The sequence below is a fragment of the Streptomyces sp. NPDC001750 genome (assembly GCF_042892615.1).
Classification (GTDB): Bacteria; Actinomycetota; Actinomycetes; order Streptomycetales; family Streptomycetaceae; genus Streptomyces.
In genome coordinates this window covers 150160-170782 of record NZ_JBIAUE010000019.1, presented here as the reverse complement: position 1 = coordinate 170782, position 20623 = coordinate 150160, and the positions used below count along the sequence as shown (strand labels likewise).

The 20623-nt window shown below is 71.3% G+C and carries 18 protein-coding genes; 5 read left to right on the top strand and 13 right to left on the bottom strand.

The window, feature by feature from the left end; genetic code table 11:
• Positions 1-143: 143 nt before the first annotated feature.
• From ACFYY6_RS26765 to ACFYY6_RS26750, 4 genes are all read right to left on the bottom strand, one after another.
• Positions 144-812 (bottom strand): response regulator transcription factor, encoded by a 669-nt coding sequence (locus ACFYY6_RS26765; protein WP_351523627.1) that lies wholly within the window; start codon positions 810-812, stop codon positions 144-146.
• Positions 809-2119, bottom strand: coding sequence for a sensor histidine kinase (locus tag ACFYY6_RS26760; protein ID WP_389195503.1), 1311 nt, complete (start codon positions 2117-2119; stop codon positions 809-811). Before ACFYY6_RS26760 ends, ACFYY6_RS26765 begins: the two co-directional genes overlap by 4 nt.
• Positions 2120-2198: 79 nt before the next feature.
• On the bottom strand, positions 2199-3023 hold the full coding sequence (locus ACFYY6_RS26755) for an ABC transporter permease (protein WP_388650750.1): 825 nt from the start codon (positions 3021-3023) through the stop codon (positions 2199-2201).
• Positions 3024-3112: 89 nt separating this feature from the next.
• On the bottom strand, positions 3113-4069 hold the full coding sequence (locus tag ACFYY6_RS26750; protein WP_389195500.1) for an ABC transporter ATP-binding protein: 957 nt from the start codon (positions 4067-4069) through the stop codon (positions 3113-3115).
• Between the two features lie 183 nt (positions 4070-4252).
• On the opposite strand from ACFYY6_RS26750, the gene ACFYY6_RS26745 reads away from it, so the two are divergent.
• Positions 4253-4813 carry a GNAT family N-acetyltransferase gene (locus tag ACFYY6_RS26745; protein WP_351523634.1) on the top strand — a complete coding sequence of 187 codons (561 nt, stop codon included), beginning with the start codon at positions 4253-4255 and terminating at the stop codon, positions 4811-4813.
• A 95-nt stretch (positions 4814-4908) separates the two neighbouring features.
• Here the strand turns inward: ACFYY6_RS26745 and ACFYY6_RS26740 are convergent, their stop codons facing one another.
• The 7 genes from ACFYY6_RS26740 to ACFYY6_RS26710 all read right to left on the bottom strand — a co-directional run bounded on the left by ACFYY6_RS26740 (position 4909) and on the right by ACFYY6_RS26710 (position 13811).
• Positions 4909-6642: a type VI secretion protein gene (locus ACFYY6_RS26740; protein WP_389195497.1), complete on the bottom strand. Its 1734-nt coding sequence runs from the start codon at positions 6640-6642 to the stop codon at positions 4909-4911.
• A gap of 1 nt (position 6643) precedes the next feature.
• Positions 6644-8065, bottom strand: a complete 1422-nt coding sequence (locus ACFYY6_RS26735; protein ID WP_360118941.1) for an ATP-binding protein — start codon at positions 8063-8065, stop codon at positions 6644-6646.
• Between the two features lie 67 nt (positions 8066-8132).
• Positions 8133-9683 (bottom strand): SCO6880 family protein, encoded by a 1551-nt coding sequence (locus ACFYY6_RS26730; RefSeq protein WP_351523638.1) that lies wholly within the window; start codon positions 9681-9683, stop codon positions 8133-8135.
• Complete coding sequence (locus ACFYY6_RS26725; protein WP_386608921.1) at positions 9680-10993, bottom strand: hypothetical protein; 1314 nt, start codon at positions 10991-10993, stop codon at positions 9680-9682. The genes ACFYY6_RS26730 and ACFYY6_RS26725 overlap by 4 nt, the downstream gene beginning before the upstream one ends.
• A gap of 391 nt (positions 10994-11384) precedes the next feature.
• A complete protein-coding gene (locus ACFYY6_RS26720) occupies positions 11385-12251 on the bottom strand; it encodes a hypothetical protein (RefSeq protein ID WP_351635106.1) in 867 nt (288 codons plus the stop codon).
• Positions 12252-12464: 213 nt separating this feature from the next.
• Positions 12465-12773, bottom strand: a complete 309-nt coding sequence (locus ACFYY6_RS26715; RefSeq protein WP_018101695.1) for a hypothetical protein — start codon at positions 12771-12773, stop codon at positions 12465-12467.
• Positions 12774-13088: 315 nt separating this feature from the next.
• Positions 13089-13811: a DUF402 domain-containing protein gene (locus ACFYY6_RS26710; protein WP_388650745.1), complete on the bottom strand. Its 723-nt coding sequence runs from the start codon at positions 13809-13811 to the stop codon at positions 13089-13091.
• Between the two features lie 188 nt (positions 13812-13999).
• On the opposite strand from ACFYY6_RS26710, the gene ACFYY6_RS26705 reads away from it, so the two are divergent.
• Positions 14000-14476 carry a nuclear transport factor 2 family protein gene (locus ACFYY6_RS26705; protein ID WP_351523664.1) on the top strand — a complete coding sequence of 159 codons (477 nt, stop codon included), beginning with the start codon at positions 14000-14002 and terminating at the stop codon, positions 14474-14476.
• Between the two features lie 19 nt (positions 14477-14495).
• Here the strand turns inward: ACFYY6_RS26705 and ACFYY6_RS26700 are convergent, their stop codons facing one another.
• Together ACFYY6_RS26700 and ACFYY6_RS26695 are read right to left on the bottom strand one after the other, a co-directional pair.
• Positions 14496-14831, bottom strand: a complete 336-nt coding sequence (locus tag ACFYY6_RS26700; protein ID WP_351523642.1) for a DUF397 domain-containing protein — start codon at positions 14829-14831, stop codon at positions 14496-14498.
• Between the two features lie 391 nt (positions 14832-15222).
• Positions 15223-16074 (bottom strand): helix-turn-helix transcriptional regulator, encoded by an 852-nt coding sequence (locus tag ACFYY6_RS26695; protein ID WP_351523644.1) that lies wholly within the window; start codon positions 16072-16074, stop codon positions 15223-15225.
• 196 nt (positions 16075-16270) lie between these two features.
• Between ACFYY6_RS26695 and ACFYY6_RS26690 the strand changes: the two genes are divergently transcribed.
• The 3 genes from ACFYY6_RS26690 to ACFYY6_RS26680 all read left to right on the top strand — a co-directional run bounded on the left by ACFYY6_RS26690 (position 16271) and on the right by ACFYY6_RS26680 (position 20429).
• Positions 16271-16792 carry an ATP-binding protein gene (locus tag ACFYY6_RS26690; RefSeq protein ID WP_351523646.1) on the top strand — a complete coding sequence of 174 codons (522 nt, stop codon included), beginning with the start codon at positions 16271-16273 and terminating at the stop codon, positions 16790-16792.
• Between the two features lie 554 nt (positions 16793-17346).
• Entirely contained in the window at positions 17347-19782 is a 2436-nt protein-coding gene (locus tag ACFYY6_RS26685; protein ID WP_351523648.1) for an alpha/beta hydrolase, read from the top strand.
• Positions 19779-20429: a hypothetical protein gene (locus tag ACFYY6_RS26680; RefSeq protein ID WP_351523650.1), complete on the top strand. Its 651-nt coding sequence runs from the start codon at positions 19779-19781 to the stop codon at positions 20427-20429. The genes ACFYY6_RS26685 and ACFYY6_RS26680 overlap by 4 nt, the downstream gene beginning before the upstream one ends.
• Positions 20430-20623 lie beyond the last annotated feature (194 nt).

Genomic DNA, 20623 nt, shown 5'->3' with positions numbered 1-20623 from the left:
GGGGGACCCTGTGGGAGAGTAGGTCGCCGCCGAACAGTTTTTGTGGGGAAGCCCCGCACCCTTGTGGTGCGGGGCTTTCTCGCGTTCAAAATCTTTTCCCTCGGTTTCTCCGGGGGAATTCTTGTTTTCGGGGCAGGGTCCGTTCAGGCCGGGGTGACCAGGTGGGTGTCGTAGGCGAGGATGACTGCCTGGACACGGTCACGGGAACCCGTTTTGGCGAGGATGCGGGTCACATGGGTCTTCACCGTCGATTCCGCGAGGTGGAGACGCTCGGCGATTTCCGTGTTGGTCCATCCCCGGCCGATGACCGTGAGGATCTCCCGCTCCCGCTCCGTGAGGGTCGCGATGCGGGCGTCCAGGGCGGCTGAGGGGCCACCGGGAGTAGCCGGCAGGTGCTGGACGTACGCGTCCAGCAGCCGACGGGTGAGGCTCGGGGCGACCACCGCGTCCCCGCTCGCCACGGCCCGGATGCCGGAGAGCAGTTCTTCCGGCAACGCGTCCTTGATGAGGAACCCACTGGCACCGGCGCGCAGCCCGTCATAGGCGTACCGGTCCAGATCGAACGTCGTGACAATGAGGACACGGGTGCCGACACCGGCCCTGACAATGCGTCGGGTGGCCTCGATGCCGTCCAGGAGCGGCATGCGGATGTCCATCAGCGCCACGTCCGGGCGGTGGCGGGTCACCAGCTCCAGGGCCTCGTGGCCGTTCGCGGCCTCCCCGACGACGGTCATGTCGTCCTGACTCTCCAGCAGCATGCGGAAGCCGAAGCGCTGCATCGGCTGGTCGTCCGCGATGAGCACGGTCGTCACTTGGGTGTGTCCTCCAGGGGGAGCAGCAGCCGCACCCGCCAGCCGGTCGGGGAGCCGACGTCCGGCGGCAGCGGGCCTGCTTCGAGTGTGCCGTCGTAGAGAGATGCCCGTTCCCGCATCCCAGCGATGCCCTGCCCGGCGGCTTCCCCTCCGTCCTCTTCCCGGCCACCGGCCCCGTGACCACCAGCCTCATGACCACCGGCGGTGTCGCCCGTGTCCGTGACCAGGACCTCCAGTTCCGTCGCCCGGTAGGTGAGCGCGACCTCCGCCGACAGCGACGCGGTCGGCCGACCGTGCTTCAGGGTATTCGTCAGGGCCTCCTGCGCCACCCGGTACGCCGTCAACTGCCTCCCCGCGGTGGGCGGGGAGTGCGGAGGCGTGCCTCGGACGCTCAGGCGTACGGGAAGCCCCGCCGCTCGTACGCCCGCGAGCAGCTCCTCCAGGTCGTCCAGGCCCGGTTGTGGGGTGCGCTGGGCATCGGCGGGATCGTCGCGCAGGACACCGAGCAGGCGGCGGAGTTCGGTGAGGGCCTGACGGCTCGTCGCGCCGATGGCCTCCAGCGCCTCGCCCGCGCGCTGGGGGTTCTTCGCCGCCGCGTAGGCACCGCCGTCCGCGAGGCCCGTGATGACGGACAGGTTGTGGCCGATGATGTCGTGCATCTCGCGGGCGATCCGGGTCCGTTCGGCGGCGGCGGCGAGCCGTGCCCGCTGGTCGCGTTCGCGCTCCAGGCGGTGGGCCCGGTCGACGAGGGCCGCCGTGTACTCCTTGCGCGTACGGACCACGATTCCGAGCAGGGCCGCCAGTGCGAACGCCCACAGATGGGGGACGAACAGCCGGTCCCAGCCCTGCGGGAACCGCAGCGCGCCTGCCGCCAGTGGGGCCGTCGTCAGGACTCCCGCCCACGCCAGCGCCCGCATCGGCAGCCGCACCGCGATGTTGAAGACGACGACCTGCTGGAGGTAGGCGGCCTGGACGACAGCGCCCGTCCACACATTGGCGAGCGAGAACGGTGTCATGAACAGCAGCACGGCGAGCGGCTGCGTTCGGCGCCGCAGCAGCGGCACCGAGAACGCCAGACTCATCAGCAGCACCGCCGGTTCGGGTGCGCGAGGATCCACCGCCACGGTCCGCCAGCCGCCCGAGGTGTAGTCGAGTACGGCGAACAGCACCCAGAACGCGGTGAGCACGAGGTCCCAGAGCAAGGGGCGGCGCACGTCGAACGCCCGGACGCGCTGGAGCAGACGCTGGGTGTGGCCGGTCAGCGCGATGGGGCTCGATGCCCGTTCCTCGCCGTGGTCGTTCGTCACGAGTCCATCCTCGTCCGGTGTTCGTCGCCGCTCGTCGGTACGCCGGCCCGGCTCGTGCGGGCGCGGTCGGACCCGGGGCTCATGCGTCGCGTCGGCGCAGCAGCAGGGCGGCCGCGCCCAGGGCCGTACCGGCCCACAGGAACAGGGCCGACAGGGCCCCGCCCACCGGTGCCTCGCCCGGGAGGGGGGTGGCCGAGCCGAGGGCGCCCGCCGCTTGGGCCGGAAAGTACTGGACGGCGCTCCGCACCGCCTCGTACGGCAGCATGGAGAGGATTTCCGGCAGGACCATCACGCCCCCGATGTATGCGCCGATCGTGCCCGGCACCGAACGGATCAGGGCACCCAGGCCGAGGGCGATCAGGCTGAGCAGCGTGACTCCGGCGCAGTTGCCGACGATCGCGCCGAACACGCCCGGGTCGGTGAGCGAGGCCGCCTGGTCGGTGTCGCGGAGGAGGACCTGGGCGACGACGAACGTGACCAGATTGGTGGTGAGCACGACCACGAGGACGGTGGCGGTGAAGACCGCCGCCTTCGCCCACAGCACCGGGAGGCGGCGAGGTACGGCGGTGAGCGTTGCGCGGATCAGTCCCGACGAGTACTCGCCCGCGGTCACCAGGATGCCCAGTACCACCGTGCACAGCGTGCCGAGCAGCGAGCCGTAGAGGACCAGGACCACCGTGTCGACGTCGGAATCGCCGCCGCCGGAGGTGTACGTCGCTCCCATGGCCACGCCGACGGCGAGGACCAGGGCGGACGCCGAGCCCAGGGTGATCCAGGAGGAGCGCAGGGACCGGAGCTTGTGCCATTCGGAACGCAGGACGCGCGCGGTGGTGATGCGGTACGGGGGTGGGCTCGGGGTCGGGTCCGAGGGCCGGACCGGGTGGTCGAGGGCGGTGATGGTCATGAGGAGGCTCCCTCGGGTGTGGTGGGGCTGGCGGGGCGGTGGTGGTCGGTGGAGTCGGCAGGTCCGGTGGGGCCCGCGGACCGGTGGGGCTATCGGCGTGGCGGGTGCGCGGGCGCGGTGTGTTCAGGTGTGGTGTCCCGGTACTCGACCGAGCCCCGCGTCAGCTCCATGAACGCCTGCTCCAGGGACGCGGTCCGGGGCGTGAGCTCGTACAGGGGAATGGAGTGGGCGGCGGCGGTGCGGCCGATGTGCCGTGCGTCCGTGCCATGGACCTCCAGCTCGCCGGGGGAGGCGTCCGGTCGCGTGGCGAGGACGATGTCGATTCCGGGGGCGGTGAGGACTTCGCGCAGGGCGTGGGTTCGCGGGGTGACGACCCGGACCGAGGCGCCGCCCGCCGAGGCCACGAAATCGGCCACCGAGGTGTCGGCGAGGAGCCGTCCCCGGCCGATGACGATCAGATGGTCGGCGGTGAGGGCCGTCTCGCTCATCAGGTGGGAGGAGACGAGTACCGTACGCCCCTCCCGGGCCAGGGATCTGAGCAGGTCGCGGATCCAGAGCACGCCCTCCGGGTCGAGGCCGTTGACCGGTTCGTCCAGGATGAGGACGGCCGGGTCGCCGAGCAGCGCGGCGGCGATCCCGAGGCGTTGGCCCATGCCGAGCGAGAAGCCCTTGACGCGTCGGTGCGCGACGGCGGTCAGACCTGCCAGGTCGAGGACGTGCTCGACCCGGGAGCGCGGGATGCCGTGGGTGTGCGCGAGCGCCATGAGGTGGTGGGAGGCGGTCCGGCCGGGGTGGACGGAGCGGGCCTCCAGGAGCGCGCCGACCTCGGTGAGCGGAGCGGCATGGGCGGCGTAGGCCCGGCCGCCGATCGTCGAACGGCCGCGGGTGGGGGCGTCCAGGCCGAGCAGCATGCGCATGGTCGTCGACTTGCCGGCGCCGTTCGGGCCGAGGAAGCCGGTGACGGCGCCGGGCCGGACCGTGAAGTCGAGGTCCTGGACGACCGTGGTGTCCCCGTACCTCTTCGTGAGTTCGTGAGCCCTGATCATGAGCGCGACGCTACGGAGCGGGGCGGGCGGCGGCGTCCGACCCGGGGCGAGATGTGGCGGCGCGCGTAGTACCGGGGTACGACACGGGGATGGCGCTGCCCGGGGTACGACGGGCGGCGGACACGGGCCGCCGGCCGGGAAAGTTGTTTGTGCTGGTCGGGCGGGTGGCGGCAGGATCGGTGGATGGACCATGTGATTCGAGTCGTACGTGCCGAGGAATGGCCCCTGGTCAAGGAGCTGCGGCTGGCCGCCCTGCGGGACCCGGTGGCGCCCGTGGCGTTCCTGGAGACGTACGAGCAGGGTGTGACGCGTTCCGACGCGTTCTGGCGCGACCGGGCGCTCGGTGCCTCCGAGGACGGGAACGGCGAGGTGCGGCAGTTCGTCGCCGTGGCGCCCGACGGGCGGTGGGACGGCAGCGTGACGGTGCTGATCGAACGGCCGGACGCGGAGGTCCGGTTCGGCGAGAAGGCCGAGACCCACCAGGCTCATGTGGTCGGCGTGTTCCTGCGGCCCGAGGTGCGAGGGCGGGGCCTGGCCGAGGAGTTGTTCCGGGCCGCGACGGAATGGGCCTGGTCGCTGGACGGGCCGCGGATCGAGCGGGTGCGGCTGTACGTGCACGAGGACAACCCGCGGGCCGCGGCGTTCTACCGGCGGATCGGGTTCGTGCCCACCGGGCGGACGGAGCCCGTGCCGGGTGATCCGTCCGCCCGGGAGATCGAGTGCGCGGTGGCGCGTCCGGAGTAAGGGGCGGCGCGGGTTCGGCCGGTCGTGGCCGCTCGCGGCGCGCCGGGGCCCGTCCGTTCGGCGAAGGGTGTGAGGCGGACGAGGCGGCGCGGAGCTCAGCGCGGGGGCGGGAGTTCCTGGGGCCAGCGGGCACGGGCCTGTTCACGGGAACGGAGGAGGACCAGGGTCGGCAGCCCCGCGGCCCCGCCCGTCGATAGCAGCTCCGGGAGCCGGGGGAGGGGCGCCACCGCGGCGACGTCGTCGAGCACGAGCGTCATTGGTGGGTCGAGCCGACCGTCGGCTGACCGTGCGGCCAGGCGGCGGCCGTGCTCGACCACGTGTGAGGCGAGCGCCGTGAGCAGGGGCATCGCTCCGGGGCCCGAACGGGGATCCTCGATCGGCTCACCCACCACATAGAGAGTGCCCCCCTCGTCCACGAAAGATGCCAGCGCGAGCGAATCCGCCCGGTTCGGTGTGCAGGCGTCGCGGATGTGGACCGCGGAGAGCGCGCCGAAGGCCCGTACGGTCAACTCCTGTGCCATCTCGCGGCGTTCGGGGTGCGCCGTGAGCGCGGACTCCAGCAGTCCGGCGAGTCCGGACGCGGCCTTGGGGTGGGTGCGCAGCAGCCGCACCGCTTCGTGGGCGCCGCCGCCGAGGGCCCAGCGGTGGACCTGGCGGAAGGGGCGGCCGTCGACGGCCGCGGCGTGCAGCCAGCACTTCAGGAGCGTTTCCGCGGTGTCGGCCGTCGCCGCGTCCATACGGGCCTGCGGCCGGACCGGGGCGAGCAGCGCGGCGGAGCGGGACGCGGCGGTGTCGGGGTCCTCGCAGCCTGTCGTGGGAGACCAGTGCAGACGGGCCGGGGTGTCGCAGAGGTGGCCGGGGTCGTAGACGAGGACCGGGCCGAGCTTGGCCCGGGGACCCTTCGTCTCCGCCCAGACCGTGGGGTCCGAGGTGACGACGAGCGCGGGCCCGTCGGCCTCCAGGATCGCCCGGACGACGGTGGGGCGGCGGGAGGCGGGCGGACCGTGGACGACGAGCGGGGCGCCGGGGGTGGTCCCCGCGACGGGACCGGCGCCGGGGCCGGGCTCCGGAGCGGCGGGTGTCCTCGCGGCCGGGGCGGTGGCGGCCTCCGGAGCGGGGCCGGGCACGGGAACGGGGTCCGTCGCGGCCGCGGCGGCGGAGTGCGGTACGGGTGTGGGAACGGGGTCCGTCGCGGGCGCGGCGGCGGAGTGCGGTACGGGTGTGGGTTCCGGTGCGACCCCGGGGTGCGGCGTGGGCTCGGGGGCGAGGGGCCGAGGGGCGGGCACCGGGTGACGGGCCGCCACGGCTGCTTCCGCGGGCCCGCCCGTGTCCCTGCCTGCCTCTTTGCCTGTCTCCCTGCCCGTCTCGCCGTCCTCGAACAGGGCCGCGTGCCGTTCGGCGCGCTGCCGGGCCCGTACCGCGCGCCAGCGGGTCACCACTCCCAGCACGAAGATCGCGAGCACCACCAGCACCATCAGTTCGCCTATGAACAGGCCCCAGAACAGCCCGTATCCCGAGAGGGCGTCCGCCGGGGTGCCGGGCCAGGCGGCCGGGAGGTCGTGCGGCGCGGTGACGAGCCTGCGCATCGCGAGGGGGGTCTCGGCGAGGGTGACCCCTTTTGGCCAGGCGCCGTGCGCGAACAGACCGGCCAGACCGGTGGCCGTCCACGCCAGGAGTGCCAGCCCGAGCAGGAACGCCAGCAGGCCGATCAGCATCCCGTCCGGGATGCCTCCGCCGCCGTTGCCGTCCCGGCCGGCTGTGCCGTACCCGTTCCCTTCTCGGTTCCCGCCCCCGCCTCCCGTGCCGCGTACTCCACCGTGCCCCGCCATGTCAGGCCACCGTTGACTCGGACGACTCGTTCAGCCGCCGCTGCTGGTACTCGATCCGTGCCGCGCGCTCCTCCGCCTCCAGGTCGGCGGCGCGCTCGTCGTCCGGGACGGTCTCGTCGGAGGAGGACTCGGTCATCGCACGGTCGGTGAAGACGAGCGGCCGTTCCGCCTCGGTGATCAGGTGTTTGACGACCTGGACGTTGCCGTTGACGTCCCAGACCGCGATGCCGGGTGTGAGCGTGGGGATGATCTCGACGGCCCAGCGCGGCAGGCCGAGCACCCGTCCTGTCGCTCTGGCCTCGTCGGCCTTCTGGGCGTAGATCGTGCGGGTCGAGGCCATCTTGAGGATCGCCGCGGCCTCGCGGGCCGCCGCTCCGTCGACGACGTCGCTGAGGTGGTGGACGACCGCCACGAACGACAGGCCCAGCCGTCGCCCGAACTTCAGCAGGCGCTGGAAGAGCTGGGCCACGAAGGGGGAGTTGATGATGTGCCACGCCTCCTCGACCAGGAAGATGCGTTTCTTCCGGTCGGGCCGGATCCAGGTGTGCTCCAGCCAGACGCCGACGATCGCCATCAGGATCGGCATCGCGATCGAGTTGCGGTCGATGTGCGAGAGGTCGAAGACGATCAACGGGGCGTCGAGGTCGATGCCGGCGCTGGTCGGCCCGTCGAACATGCCGCGCAGGTCGCCGTCGACCAGTCGGTCCAGGACGAGCGCGACGTCCAGGCCCCAGGCCCGTACGTCGTCTATGTCGACGTTCATCGCCTCGGCGGACTCGGGTTCCGGGTGCCGGAGCTGCTCGACGATGTCGGTCAGGACGGGCTGCCGGTCGGTGATCGTCTCGTTGACGTACGCGTGGGCGACCTTCAGCGCGAAGCCGGACCGTTCGTCCAGCCCGTGTCCCGTCGCCACCTCGATGATGGTGCGGAGCAGGGCGAGCTGACCGGTCGTGGTGATCGCGGGGTCGAGCGGGTTGAGCCGGATGCCGCCGTTGAGCGCGGCGGCCGGGTCGAGGCGGATCGGGGTGAGCCCGAGCTGCTGCGCGATCAGGTTCCACTCGCCGACGCCGTCCTCGCCCTGTGCGTCCAGGACGACGACCTGGCGGTCGCGAAAGCGGAGCTGGCGGAGCACGTACGTCTTCTCCAGCGCGGACTTGCCGTTCCCGGACTCGCCGAGCACCAGCCAGTGCGGGGCGGGCAGCTGCTGCCCGTAGAGCTGGAACGGGTCGTAGATGTAGCCCTTGCCGGAGTACACCTCACGACCGATGATCACGCCGGAGTCGCCGAGGCCGGGGGCCGCGGTGGGCAGGTAGACGGCCTGGGCCTGTCCCGTCGACGTACGGACGGGCAGCCTCGTCGTCTCCACCTTCCCGAAGAGGAAGGCGGTGAAGGCGTCCGACAGCGCGGACAGAGGATCTCGCATGGCGGGACCGGCCTCCCTCTCGTGTCTCTCGTGTCTCTCGGTTGTCTCGGTGGGGTCGGTCGCGCGGTCAGCGGCGGATGCCGGTGGCGAACGGCAGGGTGTTCACGAAGGCGCGGTGGTGCTCGCGGTCGCACCACTCCAGCTTGAGGTACGACTTGCCGGCGGAGGCGCGGATCGTCCGCTTGTCGCGGGCGAGGGCCTCGGGGGAGCGCGAGGACACGGTGATGTACCCCACGAGGTTCACCCCGGCCGCACCGCTCGCGAGGTCTTCGCCCCGCTGGTCGAGGCGGCCGTGCGCGGCGATGTCGCGCGGGTCGACGGTGCGGTTCATCTTGGCCTGGCGGCTGGCCTCCGCCTCGTCGTTGGTCTTCTCGGTGAGCATCCGCTCGATGGCGATCTCGGTGGGTTCGAGGTCCATGCAGACCGCGACCGTACGGATCACATCGGGCGTGTGGACGAGGAGCGGGGCCAGGAAGTTGACCCCGACGGGCGTCATCGGCCATTCCTTCACCCAGGCCGTGGAGTGGCACCAGGGGGCGCGGGTGGCCGACTCACGGGTCTTGGCCTGGAGGAACGTCGGCTCGACCGCGTCCAGTTCGGCGGGCCAGGCGTTGCGCTTGGTCATCGCCTGGATGTGGTCGATGGGGTGGTCGGGGTCGTACATGGAGTGCACGAGGGAGGCGAGCCGGCTCTGGCCGAGCGGCTGGCGCACCCTGATGTCGGCCTCGGCGAGACGGGCGCAGATGTCGGTGAGCTCGCGCGCCATGACGACGGCGAGGCCCGCGTCCCGGTCCAGCTTGCGGCCGGACGCGGGGCGGGCCGCACGGGCCATGGCGTTGGCCTCGGCGGCGAGCTCACGGGTGTAGTGCATGCAGGCCACGAGGTAGGCGCGGTGCTGCTCGCTGGAGGTGGACACCATGGACTGGAGCTGGTCGTACGAGTCCCGCAGCCAGGCCGGGGAGGAGTCGTCGCCGCGCTGGCCGACGTCCTTGGCGTGCGCGTCGGGGTCGGCGGGGAGGGTACGGGCCAGCATCTGGATGCGGGTCACGAAGCCGTCCCCGTTGGCGACGTGCTTCAGCAGGGTGCCGAAGCGGTCGACGAGAGCCTCCTGGTCCTCGCTGTCGCGCAGGCCGACGCCGGGGCCCTCGATCTCGATCGCGGCGGTGACGGTACGGCGGTCGGCGTGCAGCAGCACGGCGATCTCGTCCGGGCCGAAGGGGGCGGCGAGCCAGTTGATCCGGCCGATGCCCGGGGGCGGGCCGATCTCGACCTCCCGCCCGTCGGCGCGCACCCCGGCCTCCATGGCGCCGGAGCGGTAGGACGTGCCGCGGCGCAGCAGCCGCTTGTAACTCCGGTTGATCTCGTACCACTTGTAGAAGGTGCGGTGCCGGTACGGGACGTACACGATGGCCAGGGCGAGCAGCGGGAAGCCCGCCAGCAGCACGATTCGCGGGGCCAGGTAGGGGATGGCCAGTCCGCTCACCATGCCGAGGAACGCGCCGACGATGATCAGCGCGATCTCCCCGGTCTCGCGGTTCTTGCCGACGATCGCGTTCGGCCGGGCGCGGCCGATGAGATACGTGCGGCGGGGCGCGATCGTGTGGGCCGGAGTCGTCAACGCCCTCCACCTCCCGTGCTGTTGTTACCTGTACTGCCTGATCCGCCGCGCGGGGTGCGGCTGCCGTGCGGGGTGCCGGAGGCCGGACCCGATCCGCTGCGGGGCGGGGGCGCGGTGGGGGAACCGGTGCCGCGGGAGCCGTGCGCGGCGACGCCGCCGCTGACCGGGTTGGCGGGCCGGGGGCCGCCGCCGGTGTCGCCGCCGTTCTGGCCACCGCGGCCGCTGTGCGTCTTGATGCCCTGGGAGACGAGGGCGGCGGGGGAACTAATCAGCGCGGCGGCCTGGGAGCCGTCGGTGGCCTGCTTGCGGTTGGTGCGCGCGCCCTGGATCTCGTCGCCGAAACCGGGCACGAAGCGGTAGATCATCGCGGAGGCGAAGATCGCGAGCAGGATGATGGCGAGCCCGGACACCACGGAGGAGAACGCGTTCGGTCCGTCGTCGCCGGAGAGGGCGCCGGCCAGTCCGAGGACGATGACGATGACCGGCTTCACCATGATCACCGCGATCATGATGCCTGCCCAGCGGCGTACGTGGCCCCACATGTTCTTGTCGACGAGCCCCGCGTAGACGACGGTGCCGAGCAGGGCGCCGACGTAGAGCAGGGCGGCGCGGATGACGAGTTCCAGGTAGAGGACGCCCGCGGCGAGGATCGAGACGAGCGAGACGACGATCAGCATGATCGGCCCGCCGCCGATGTCGGAGCCCTTCTTGAGCGCTTCGGCGAAGGACCCGAAGAAGACGTCTGCCTTGTTCCCGGTGGCCGAGGCGATCACGTCGCTGATGCCGTCGGTGGCGGACACGACCACGTACAGGACGAGCGGGGTGAACGCCGACGCGATGACGGTCAGCCAGAGGAAGCCGACCGCCTCGGAGATTGCGGTGCTGAGCGGGACGCCGCGGATGGCGCGCTTGGCGACGGCGAACAGCCACAGGACGAGCGTGAGGAAGGCGGAGGCGGCGAAGACGATCGCGTACTGGTTGCGGAAGGTCTCGTTGGTGAAGTCGACGTTCGCGGTCTGCTTCACGGCCTCGCTGAGCTTGTCGATGATCCACGCGGCGGCGTCGGCGCAGCCCCGGGCGAGGGAGGAGAGGGGGTCGAGGGATTCGTCGACGGTGGAGCGGTGGGTCTGGCCGGTGGCCGCCTCGCCCTTCTCGCAGTAGTCCTTGGCGAGTCCGACGATGAGGTCGCAGGCGCCGTCGCTCGCGCCGGGCGAGGGCGTCGACGACGGCTGGGGCGGGGACGACGGCGTGGGGTCCGCGACGGCCGGTGAGGCCAGCAGGAGCGACACGACCGGCAGGAGCGCCGCCACCACCGGCAGACCCGCGAGGACCGTCAGGAGGGCGCGGGCGCGCGGGCGTCGGCCGAGGAACGCCGCGAGGGTGCGCGGGCACGGGCGTCGGCCGAGGAGTGTCGGGAAGGAGCGTGTGTGACGGCGTCGGCCGAGGGCCGATGCGGGAACGCGCGCCGATGGGCGGTGACGACGAGACCTGGTGCCCCTCCCGGCGACGTCTGCCCCGCAAGCCATTCCGGTCGCGGCACTAGTGCCGCGACCGGCAACATGTGCCCCGTCGCGTCGTCCGGCACGCCCGCTCGCGGCGTTAGCCGAGAGCCCACGTAGCCCGCTACGAGGGCTTTCGGCCGCCTTGCGATCGCACGCACCGGACGACGCTCCTTCCGGGCAAGCCTTTCCGGTCGCGGCACTAGCGGGCATAGGTGAAGCCTCCGTATCCCTGAACGGCACTGGCGATCTCGTCCGCGGTAGAGGCCCGGTTGTCGCCGTTGACGGGGGTGGGGCCCTCCGTCTGGCTCGACGACTCGATCCGCCAGTCGCCACCGACCCACTTGAGCTTCTGCGTGAGGGTGAACCACCGTGAGGTGACGGGCTTGGTGGAGTCCTGGCCGGCCATGCCGACCAGACCCGTGCACCAGACCTCGACGGTGGCGGTGTCGCCACCGTGCTCGACCACCTTCGTGCCCACGGGCACGGTCCGGGAGACGAAGGTCAGGCCGGACGGGGTGGTGCCGTCCGCGTTGAGACCGATGTTCTCCAGCAGGCCCGGCGAGTACGCCTTCGTCAGGTCGGTCAGCAGGCTCTCCACGACGGCGGGGTCATGGGTGGCCTCGACGATGGACCGGCGGGTGTCGGCGCTGAACATCCCGGCCGAGCCCAGTGCCACCGCGAAGTTGGACGCCGCGCTCTGTGCGCCCTGCTCGTCGTGGGCGAACCCGGTGGGGATCGAACCGTTCTTCCCCGTCACCGGTCTGGTGCCGGTGGCGGCGGTGGACGAGGAGTCGGGCCTGCCGCCCGCGCTCCCCGGGCCGCCGTCCTTGCCGTCCTTGCCTCCTCCGCCCAGGTTCGCGAACGCGATGGCGGCGATCAGGAGGACGACCACGCCGACGACCATGACGAGGGAGCGGGAGGAACGGGCCGGGCGTCGGGCGGCGCCGTAGTCGTCGCACTCGCCGTCGGGCAGGCGCGTACGGGTCTGGCGCGTACCGCCGATGGTGCTGTACGGGTCGGCGGTACGCCCCGGGCCGCCGTAGCCGCGCTCGTCGCCGGTGCTCATCTCTCGCACGCCCCCTCAACCGTTTGCTCGGCCGCTTCCTGAACCGGGTGATACGACGGTAGCCGCACGGCTTCCGGTGCGGGCGCGGTGTGGTGACTCGACATCAGGGGGACGCAACCTCTGCCGGTGGGCACGACGGGCGGGTGGTGGAGGTGGGACGGACAGGGAACGGAGGAATGGGCGCGGAGCGCCCCTGGCGCGGGTGACTGCCGGTCAGACGGCCATCCCGTAGACGATGGTGAACAACGTCCCCAGAGATCCGATGATGAACACACCGGTGAGCCCCGCGACGATCAGCCCCTTGCCCTGCTCCGCGCTGAACGTGTCGCGCAGTGCGGTGGCGCCGATGCGCTGCTTGGCCGCACCCCAGACCGCGATGCCGAGGCAGAGCAGGATGGCGATGGCCATCACCACTTCGATCATCACGCGGGCCTCGTTGCCCAGGGTCCCGAACGGCCCCCAGTTCGGGGCGATTCCGCCGATGATGGTGGTGATGTCGCCCTTTTCAGCTGCCAGGATCATGTAAGTCACCGCCCCTGTTGGGTAGTTCGATGCCCCTGCCACACGACACGGGTCGCCCTCTATCTTCGCTGATGAAACTGCTTTCGTACGACGGCTTGACGGCTCTCTTTACCCGAATCTCGCACGTGTGACCGGTTCGACCATCTGACTGGCGGATCGAATCGGTGTATGAGCGAATACGTATGGTTACTCTGTGTATCACGGAGAGTGACCTCGGGCAATGATCGCCATCGCGTCACCCCGGCCGGAGCCCGGTGTGGACCTGGTGCGTTCAAGGCATGGAGCCGGTCCGTTCCGGGTCGGGACGGGATCCGGTCAGAGCAGAGGGTGACGGGGGACGGGGCGGCGGGGTGGCGTCGTCCAGGTCGGTGGTGGCTGAAAATCGCACCAGGTGCCGTCGAAGGGAAACGTTCCGGTCTCGGCGAGTCGAGCGACCGCGCGGCCCTCGTCCCGGATGGCCGACGCCTCGTCGGGGGTCCAGTAGGCCGGGTGCCCGGTCTTCTCGGCGAAGGACCGTTCGTCCTTCCACCGCCAGCTGCGGTCCGGGGCCACGTCGATGTCGAGTTCGTGGTCGGCGACGTCGATGTCGTCACCGCGGTGGACCCGGTGCTCCAGGTTCACGTACCAGCCGCGGAACCTGCGGTGGCGGCCGAAGAGCCAGAGCACCGAGTATCCGGCACCGGCCGGCTGGTGGAAGAGGGCGCTGCCCATCGGCCACCGGTCGGCGACCAACGGGTATCCCTCGGCCGGGCGTTCGTGCGGCGCGATGTCCCGCAGATGCTTTCCGCGCGGGAGCCTGGTACGCCACATGGGCGTGCCGGTCTCCATCCAGACCAGCTGACCGCTGTCGGTGCGCTCGACGAGGCGCACGGGTACCGAGGTGCTCAGGTGGCCGCCGATGAAGAAGTTCCAGTGAAGTATCCGGCCAGGGGCGTCGTCCATGCCGCTGATCGTGCCCACGGCGCGGAGCGCGGACACGTGGCGTGGTTCGCGGGTCGGTGGCGCGGTACGCACGTGGGTGGTGACGTGCGAGGGCATGTGGAGCGACGGTCGGGCGGGGTTCGGTCGTGGCACGCGTCCCATGCATCTCATGTGTCCCGTATGTCCCAGGTGATTACTTCGGGAGTAATCGCGTGGAGGCGGCGGCGCCCGTAGGAATGGTGTTCCTCTCCGCGCCGACCGGGTGCGGAGTGCCGACATCTTCGGAGGGATCGGCCTTGTCGGTCATACCCACGACCACCCGCGCCGTGGTGGAGGAACTGCTGGGCCGCATCGGTGCCGGCGACCCCGAGCTCATCGCGGAGCTGTACGCCGAGCGGGGCGACTGGAAGCTGAACTGGCCGGAGGGCGAGCACGGTCGCCGTGCCACCCCGTGGATCCGCCACCGCTCCACCCGCGCCGATGCCGTCGCCCATTACCGTGAGCTCGCCGAGCACCATGTGGCGGGGCGGGCGGCCACGGTGATCGAACGGATCCTCGTCGACGGCGACGACGCGGTCGTGCTCGGCGAGATCCGCCAGACCGCCCGCTCGACCGGACGCGCGTATCGGGCCCGGTTCGCCCTGCACCTCACGGTCGAGAACGGTCTCGTCGTCCGGCACCACGTCTACGAGGACAGCCTGGCCGTCGCCCGCGCCTTCGCAGAGGCCGACGCCGTCGATGTCCCGGACGCCGTCGACGTCCCCGGCGCCGAGGGCTCGTAGCGGACCGGACGCGGGCGGCTCAGGGTCGGGCGGAGGCGCCGTCGTCGGCGGTCCCGTCGATGTCCTTGCCGATGCGCGTGTCGGTGTCGGTGTCCGTGTTGGAGACCGTGTCCGTGCCGGAGTCCGTTTCGGAGTCCACGTCGTCGATGAAGTGGTCGAATTCGCCGGCCTGGACGCCTTTGGCGAAGGCATCCCATTTGGCGCGGGTGGTGGTCACGATGTTGGTGGGGTCGCCGGTCTCGCGGAGACGGACGAGTTCGTCCGGGCCGAAGGCGATCTCGATCCGGGGGCCGGTTCCCTCGTCGTCCTCGGGGACGGCGCGGATCCAGGTCAGGTCGGCGGGGATGTCGGTCATGGACGGGATTCTCCTTGACGATGCGTGTGGACGGCGCGTGTTGACGGTGCCGTGGGGAAGCCGGCCGGGCGCCGGGGGCGTGCGTGGGGCCGTGCGCGGGGCCGTGCCGGAGCGCGCGGATCTCCGCAGGACGGACCGCGCCGGGGGCGGGAGCGGGGCGACAGGCGGCGAAGCCGGGCGAGCGGGATCCGCCCCCGCCGTGGGTGCGAGGGATCCGGCCACGTGCGGACCGACGACGACCGCGGGCAGTCCGGTCACCGCCGCAGGTGGTCCGGCGACAGCCGCGGGTGGCCCGGCGGCCTCGTGCACGGTTCGGCGACGGCCGCGGGCAGTTCGGTCACCGCCGCGGGCGGTCCGGCGACCTCGTGCACGGTTCGGCGACGGGTTCTCTTCAGAGGCCCCGGGCGATGGCGTCCACCAGATCGCGCGACTCGGCGGCGTCCAGCGCGAGGGACTCCATGCGGTCCAGCACCTGCCGGTACTTGTGCAAGTGGGCCTCCGCGTCCAGAAGGGCCATGCCGTGCGCCTGGTCCAGCTGCACGGTGTCCAGTTGCGGCACGGATCCGTGCACGTAGTGGACCGGCTGGCCGGTCCCCGGATATCCGCCGGCCCGGAACGGGACCACCCGGATCGTCACGTGATCGCGCTCGCTCATGGCCAGCAGGTGGCCCAGCTGCTGTCTGGCCACGGCCGGACCGCCGAATCGCATGTGCAGGGCGGCCTCGTGGACGACCGCCCGGTAGGGCGCGGGGTCCTCGCGGAAGATGACGGCCTGACGCTTGATCCGGAACGACAGGTGGTGCTCGATCTCCGGGGGCGTGAGGGCGGGGACGACCTGGCGGAAGACCTCGCGGGCATGGTCCGTGGTCTGGAGCAGGCCGGGCAGGCCGGAGACATGGGCGGTGCGCAGCGCGGTTCCGTGGTGTTCGAGTTCCGCCAGGTCCAGCAGTTCCGCGGAGAGGATTTCCCGGTACTCCTCCCACCAGCCCCGTTTCCGGTCGCCCGTCATGGCGGCCAGCGCGTTGACCAGCGCCTCGTCGGGGCAGTGGTAGTGGCAGGACAGCGTGCGCACCCGTTCGGCGCTCACGCCGTAGCGGCCGGCTTCGATGTTGCTGATGCGTGCCTGGTTGCCGCCGAGCAGGCGTGCGGCCTCGGTCGCGGTGATCCCGGCGCGTTCGCGCAGCTTGCGGAGCTCGGCCCCCAGTCGTCTGCGGCGGGCCGTCGGTGTGGCGCTGGGCGGCATCACTCACTCCCCGTCTTGGTCACCCACACGAGCGTATCTGTTACGTAATCCATGGATTTCATGGAATGTATTCCGCATCGGGCTCTAGTGTGTGACGCAGGCCACCGGTCCGGAAGTACCCCGCTCGACGGAGCGGCCTCGTCACCGGACAACCCGAAGCGCATCTTCCGACTTCCCTCCGTGAACGGAGACTTCCATGGTCAGTGCCACGGTATCCCCGCCCTGGACGTACACCCTTCAACTCCCGCGAGATCCCCGTGCTCCCGGTGTGGCCCGCGCGATGCTCCGCACCGCGCTGCGCCTGCACGGCATGCCCGAACTCGTCGAGAACGCCGAACTGCTGGCGAGCGAGCTGGTCACGAACGCGTACCTGCACTCGTCGGGGCCGTACTCATTGCGTCTGCGCAAAGCCGGGCGAGGCCGGATCCGGCTCGGCGTCCGCGACACCAGCCCGCGCATTCCCGCACCGTTCCGATGGAGCGCCGGGGCCCCGGCGGAGCTGGCTGAACGGGGGCGCGGGCTGTATCTGGTGACACTCTACGCGGAGAGCTGGGGAGCGGTTCCCTTGAGCGGCGGAGGGGTCGGAGGCCGTGGGCGGCCCGAACACGCGCCGAGGGCTGCGGAGTTGCCGGACAGAGGCGTCGTCTCGGGGCAGGGCGGAAAGCTGCTCTGGGTGGAGTGCGTGGCCAAGGGGGCAACGGATCGTTCCTCTACGTGAGTTGGGAGCATTCCGGATGCCCACTTCGGCCACTTCGACCCGAACAGGGGCGCCGTGTCGGCCGACAGTACTCCGCGTCGATCGCTTCCCGGGCATGCGGAAAGGGGTCGAGGCGGAGCGATACCGATGGGACGGAATGCGGCGATCGTTGTTTTGCCATTCCAACGGCTACGGCTTTGACGGGCTGTTTCTGAGAGGGGGTTTCCGGTGAGTGGCAGGGAAACAGGCCCGCATGGACATGGAAGCCGCGGCGGGCCGGGCCGGCGCGCAATCCTTGCCCCTTTCGGAGAGATTCGTCCGGAGACGCGCCGAGATCATTCCTCGCCCCGACGCCCACTCCGCCTTCTGGTCCGCCGGGGCGCGCCGATGGGTGGGCCGTCCTCAATGCCCCGGATCCAGGCGGTCGGTGACGGTACGGGAGACGCGGATCACCTGGGTTTTTGAGCCTGGTATTAGGCCCTGGGGCCCATGCCGCGTCCTGTAGTGCTGTGGTCGCATAACGGTACCGGGGGGAACTGTCGCTGCACCCACTCACAAAGCTGGGGAGACTCGCCGTGTCTGGCATACGAGAATTAGCGGTACCGGGCGGTGCCGGCATCGGTGCCGCCGACGTTCCTCCGGGTAGACAGCCGTTGTCGCGCCCCTTGCAGGCGGTGCTGATTCTCGTACGGCTTCTCTTCGCCGTCACCGTCATCGGTGTGATCGACGCGCTCGTCGTGGCGTCGGCCGTCGATGCGGTGGACGGGCGGCTGTTGGGCATGCTCGTGTACGCGGCCCTGCCCGGCGTGATCGGGTTCGTGCTGTCGCTGTACGTGCGGACCGGGGGCGTCTGGATCCGGCGCGGGCTCCTCGCCGTACACATCTGGCTCGCCCTGGGCGCGTTCGCGACCCTGAAGGACGGCACCGCCGGGCAGGGCCTGGCGCAGGTGGTCCTGCCGGTCGTCGTCATCGTCCTGCTCTGCCGGGCCGGTTCGCGCGAGTGGTTCCGGCTGCGGCCCGAACAGCGCGTCCAGTACCGCCCGTTCAGCGTCGCGCGGATGCTGAAGTGGCGTCGTGCCGACGCCGGGCAGACGGCGATGGAGTACCTGGGCATGATCCTCGTGGTCGTGGCCCTCATCGGGGCGCTCGTGGCCACGGGAATCGGCGCGCAGCTGACAGGGCAGATCCAGAATGCCATCTGCCAGCTGACCGGGGGCGCGTGCGCGCCGCCGGACGGCAATGTGGAGGCGGGCAAGGGCTCGGGTGCGACCGGCGGAGGGTCCGGCTCGTCGGGCGGTGCGGGCTCCGAAGGCGCGACCGTGACCGGTGGTACCGGCAGCGGCGGGTCGACCACCTCCGGTGGTACGGACTCGGGCGGTTCGGCCGCGTCCGGGGGATCCGACGCGTCCGGTGGCACGGGCTCGTCGGGCGGCTCCGGCGGCTCCGGTGGCACGGGTGGGACCCAGGGTTCCGGTGGGACCCAGGGCTCAGGCGGCACCGAGGGCTCCGGTGGCTCCGGCGAATCGACCGGCGGCAATTCTTCTTCGCCGGTTGACGCGGGTAGACAAGACGGTTCGTCGGGTTCCTCCGGCTCCTCGGAGGGCGGCTTCCTCGACGGTGTCGTCGGCGACGGCGGCCTGTGGGGCGACGTCACCGGCGTCGTCGACGCGGTCTTCCACCCCGGCGACACGGTCAAGGGCATCGCCGACCAGTACGGCCAGGCGGCACGGGGCGCGGGCAACAAGTGGGACAAGGGCCAGTACATCGCCGCCGCCTGGGACATGACCAAGGCGTCCGGCGGGGGCGGCGGCGCGGTCGCCGGACTGCCCGGCTCCGGGCCCCGGGTCGAGGCGGCGGTGCAGGGCGCGACGCGCGACTACCTCAACGACCGCATCCCGTACAACGCCTCCGCGGCCGATCGCAAGGCGTGGTGGGACGGCCTGTCGCAGCAACAGCGCGACCAGTACCTCGACCTCTCCTCGGACAAGATCGGCTACCTGGACGGCATTCCGGCGGCGGACCGGGACAAGGCCAACCGCAAGAACCTGCCCGAGCTGATCTCGAAGCTGGAGGGCAAGACCGACTCCAAGTCGAAGGAGCAGCTGGCCGGTCTGCGGGAGATCCAGCGTCAGCTGAACGAGGGCAGTCAGCCGCCGATGTACCTGCTCGGCATCAGCGACGAGGGCAACGGGAGGGCCATCGTCTCGTACGGGAACCCCGACACGTCGAAGCACGTGTCGGCCTATGTGCCGGGCCTGAACACCGCGCTGGACGAGGACTTCGCCAAGACGGGCCTCAAGCGCGCCCGCGACACGGCGATCGGTGCCCAGGGCTACGACCCGTCGACCGCGGCGATCGTCTGGCTCGGCTACGACGCGCCGCAGTCGCCGGACGGGCTGCACAGCCTGGCCGTCGCGGGCACCAGCCGGGCGGAGAAGGGCGGAGCCGCGTACAACGACTTCATGTCGGGCATCTCGGCCACCAACCAGAACGCGGACCCGCACATCACCGCCATCGGTCACTCCTACGGTTCCCGCGCCGTGGGGGCCGCGACACAGCACCCGGGCGGTATCCCGGGGGTCGACGACATCATCCTGGTCGGCAGTCCCGGAGTCGGCGTGGACCGCGCCGTGGACCTCGGCGTCGGTGCCGGGCACGTCTTCGTCGGTGCCGCCCAGAACGACCCGGTCACCCACCTTCCGTCCAAGACACAGGTGGTCGTGGGTACGGTGGGGATGATCCTGGGAGGCCCGGCCGGCGCGTACATCGCGGGCGACCTGGCCGACAAGGGCGACGACGACCTCTGGTTCGGCAAGGACCCGGCGAGCAAGGCGTTCGGGGCCAAGCGGTTCCCGGTGGCCCCGGGGACGCCGTTCATCAGTACCGGTGGTGTGAGCTTCGACGCGCACTCCAACTACTTCGACCCGGTACGGGACGCCATGTCGGCGGACAGCATCGCCCTGATCGTGTCCGGCAACTCCGACAGGCTCAAGATGGAGGAACAGCGATGAAGCGAAGGTTCCGGTTCGTCGCGGTGGCACTGGCCGTCGGCTTCGCGCTGACGGGCTGCGGCAACGAACACGCGGGTTCGGGCGGCGAGAGCCCGGGCAATTCCACCGAGAGCAACATGAGCACCAAGGGCACCGGCGGCGACGAGAACACCCAGGAGACCGACGGCGTCCGGCGAGCCAAGAGGACCGACATGAACATGCAGGAGGCCGCGGAACGCTCCGACGGCATGCTCGACTCCGTGCTGGAGGCGATCGACCCCGAGGTGCAGTGGGCGCACGGCCCGACGACCACCGGCACCTGCGACGTGACCCGCAGGCGGACCGTGATGACCATCGTGTCGGCGGAACGCCGCCAGAGCTTCCTGGACCAGGTCGAGAACCACTGGCGCGAGAACGGCTACCGCATCAAGGGCAAGAACGACGACAAGGTCTTCCCCGCGGTCTACGCGCAGACCAAGGACGGCTTCGGGATCAGCGTGAGCGTCCGCGGCAAGGGCCAGGTCTTCTTCGAGGCGGACAGCCCCTGCGTGAAGGAGTCGAAGGTCGCCGAGTCCACGTCCGAGCCGAACGGGCCGGCGTACAAGGGGGTCTACCCGCTCCCGCGCCCCAATGTGCGGTCCGATCACTGGTCGAGCGGCGCGGCCTGACGGGATGTCGGCACGGTGTGGTCCGTGCCGACGCGCGAGGGCTCCGGATCGGCACGCTCTGACTCGTGTTCAGAGCGTGCCGACCGCCGTTCGGCGCACGCCCGTCGGAGTTCGGCGCACCGTGATCCCGTGGCGGCGCGGCGTGCGCCCCGTCGGGAAGCGGTGCGCCCCACCGGGCGGTGGGTGCGCCCCCT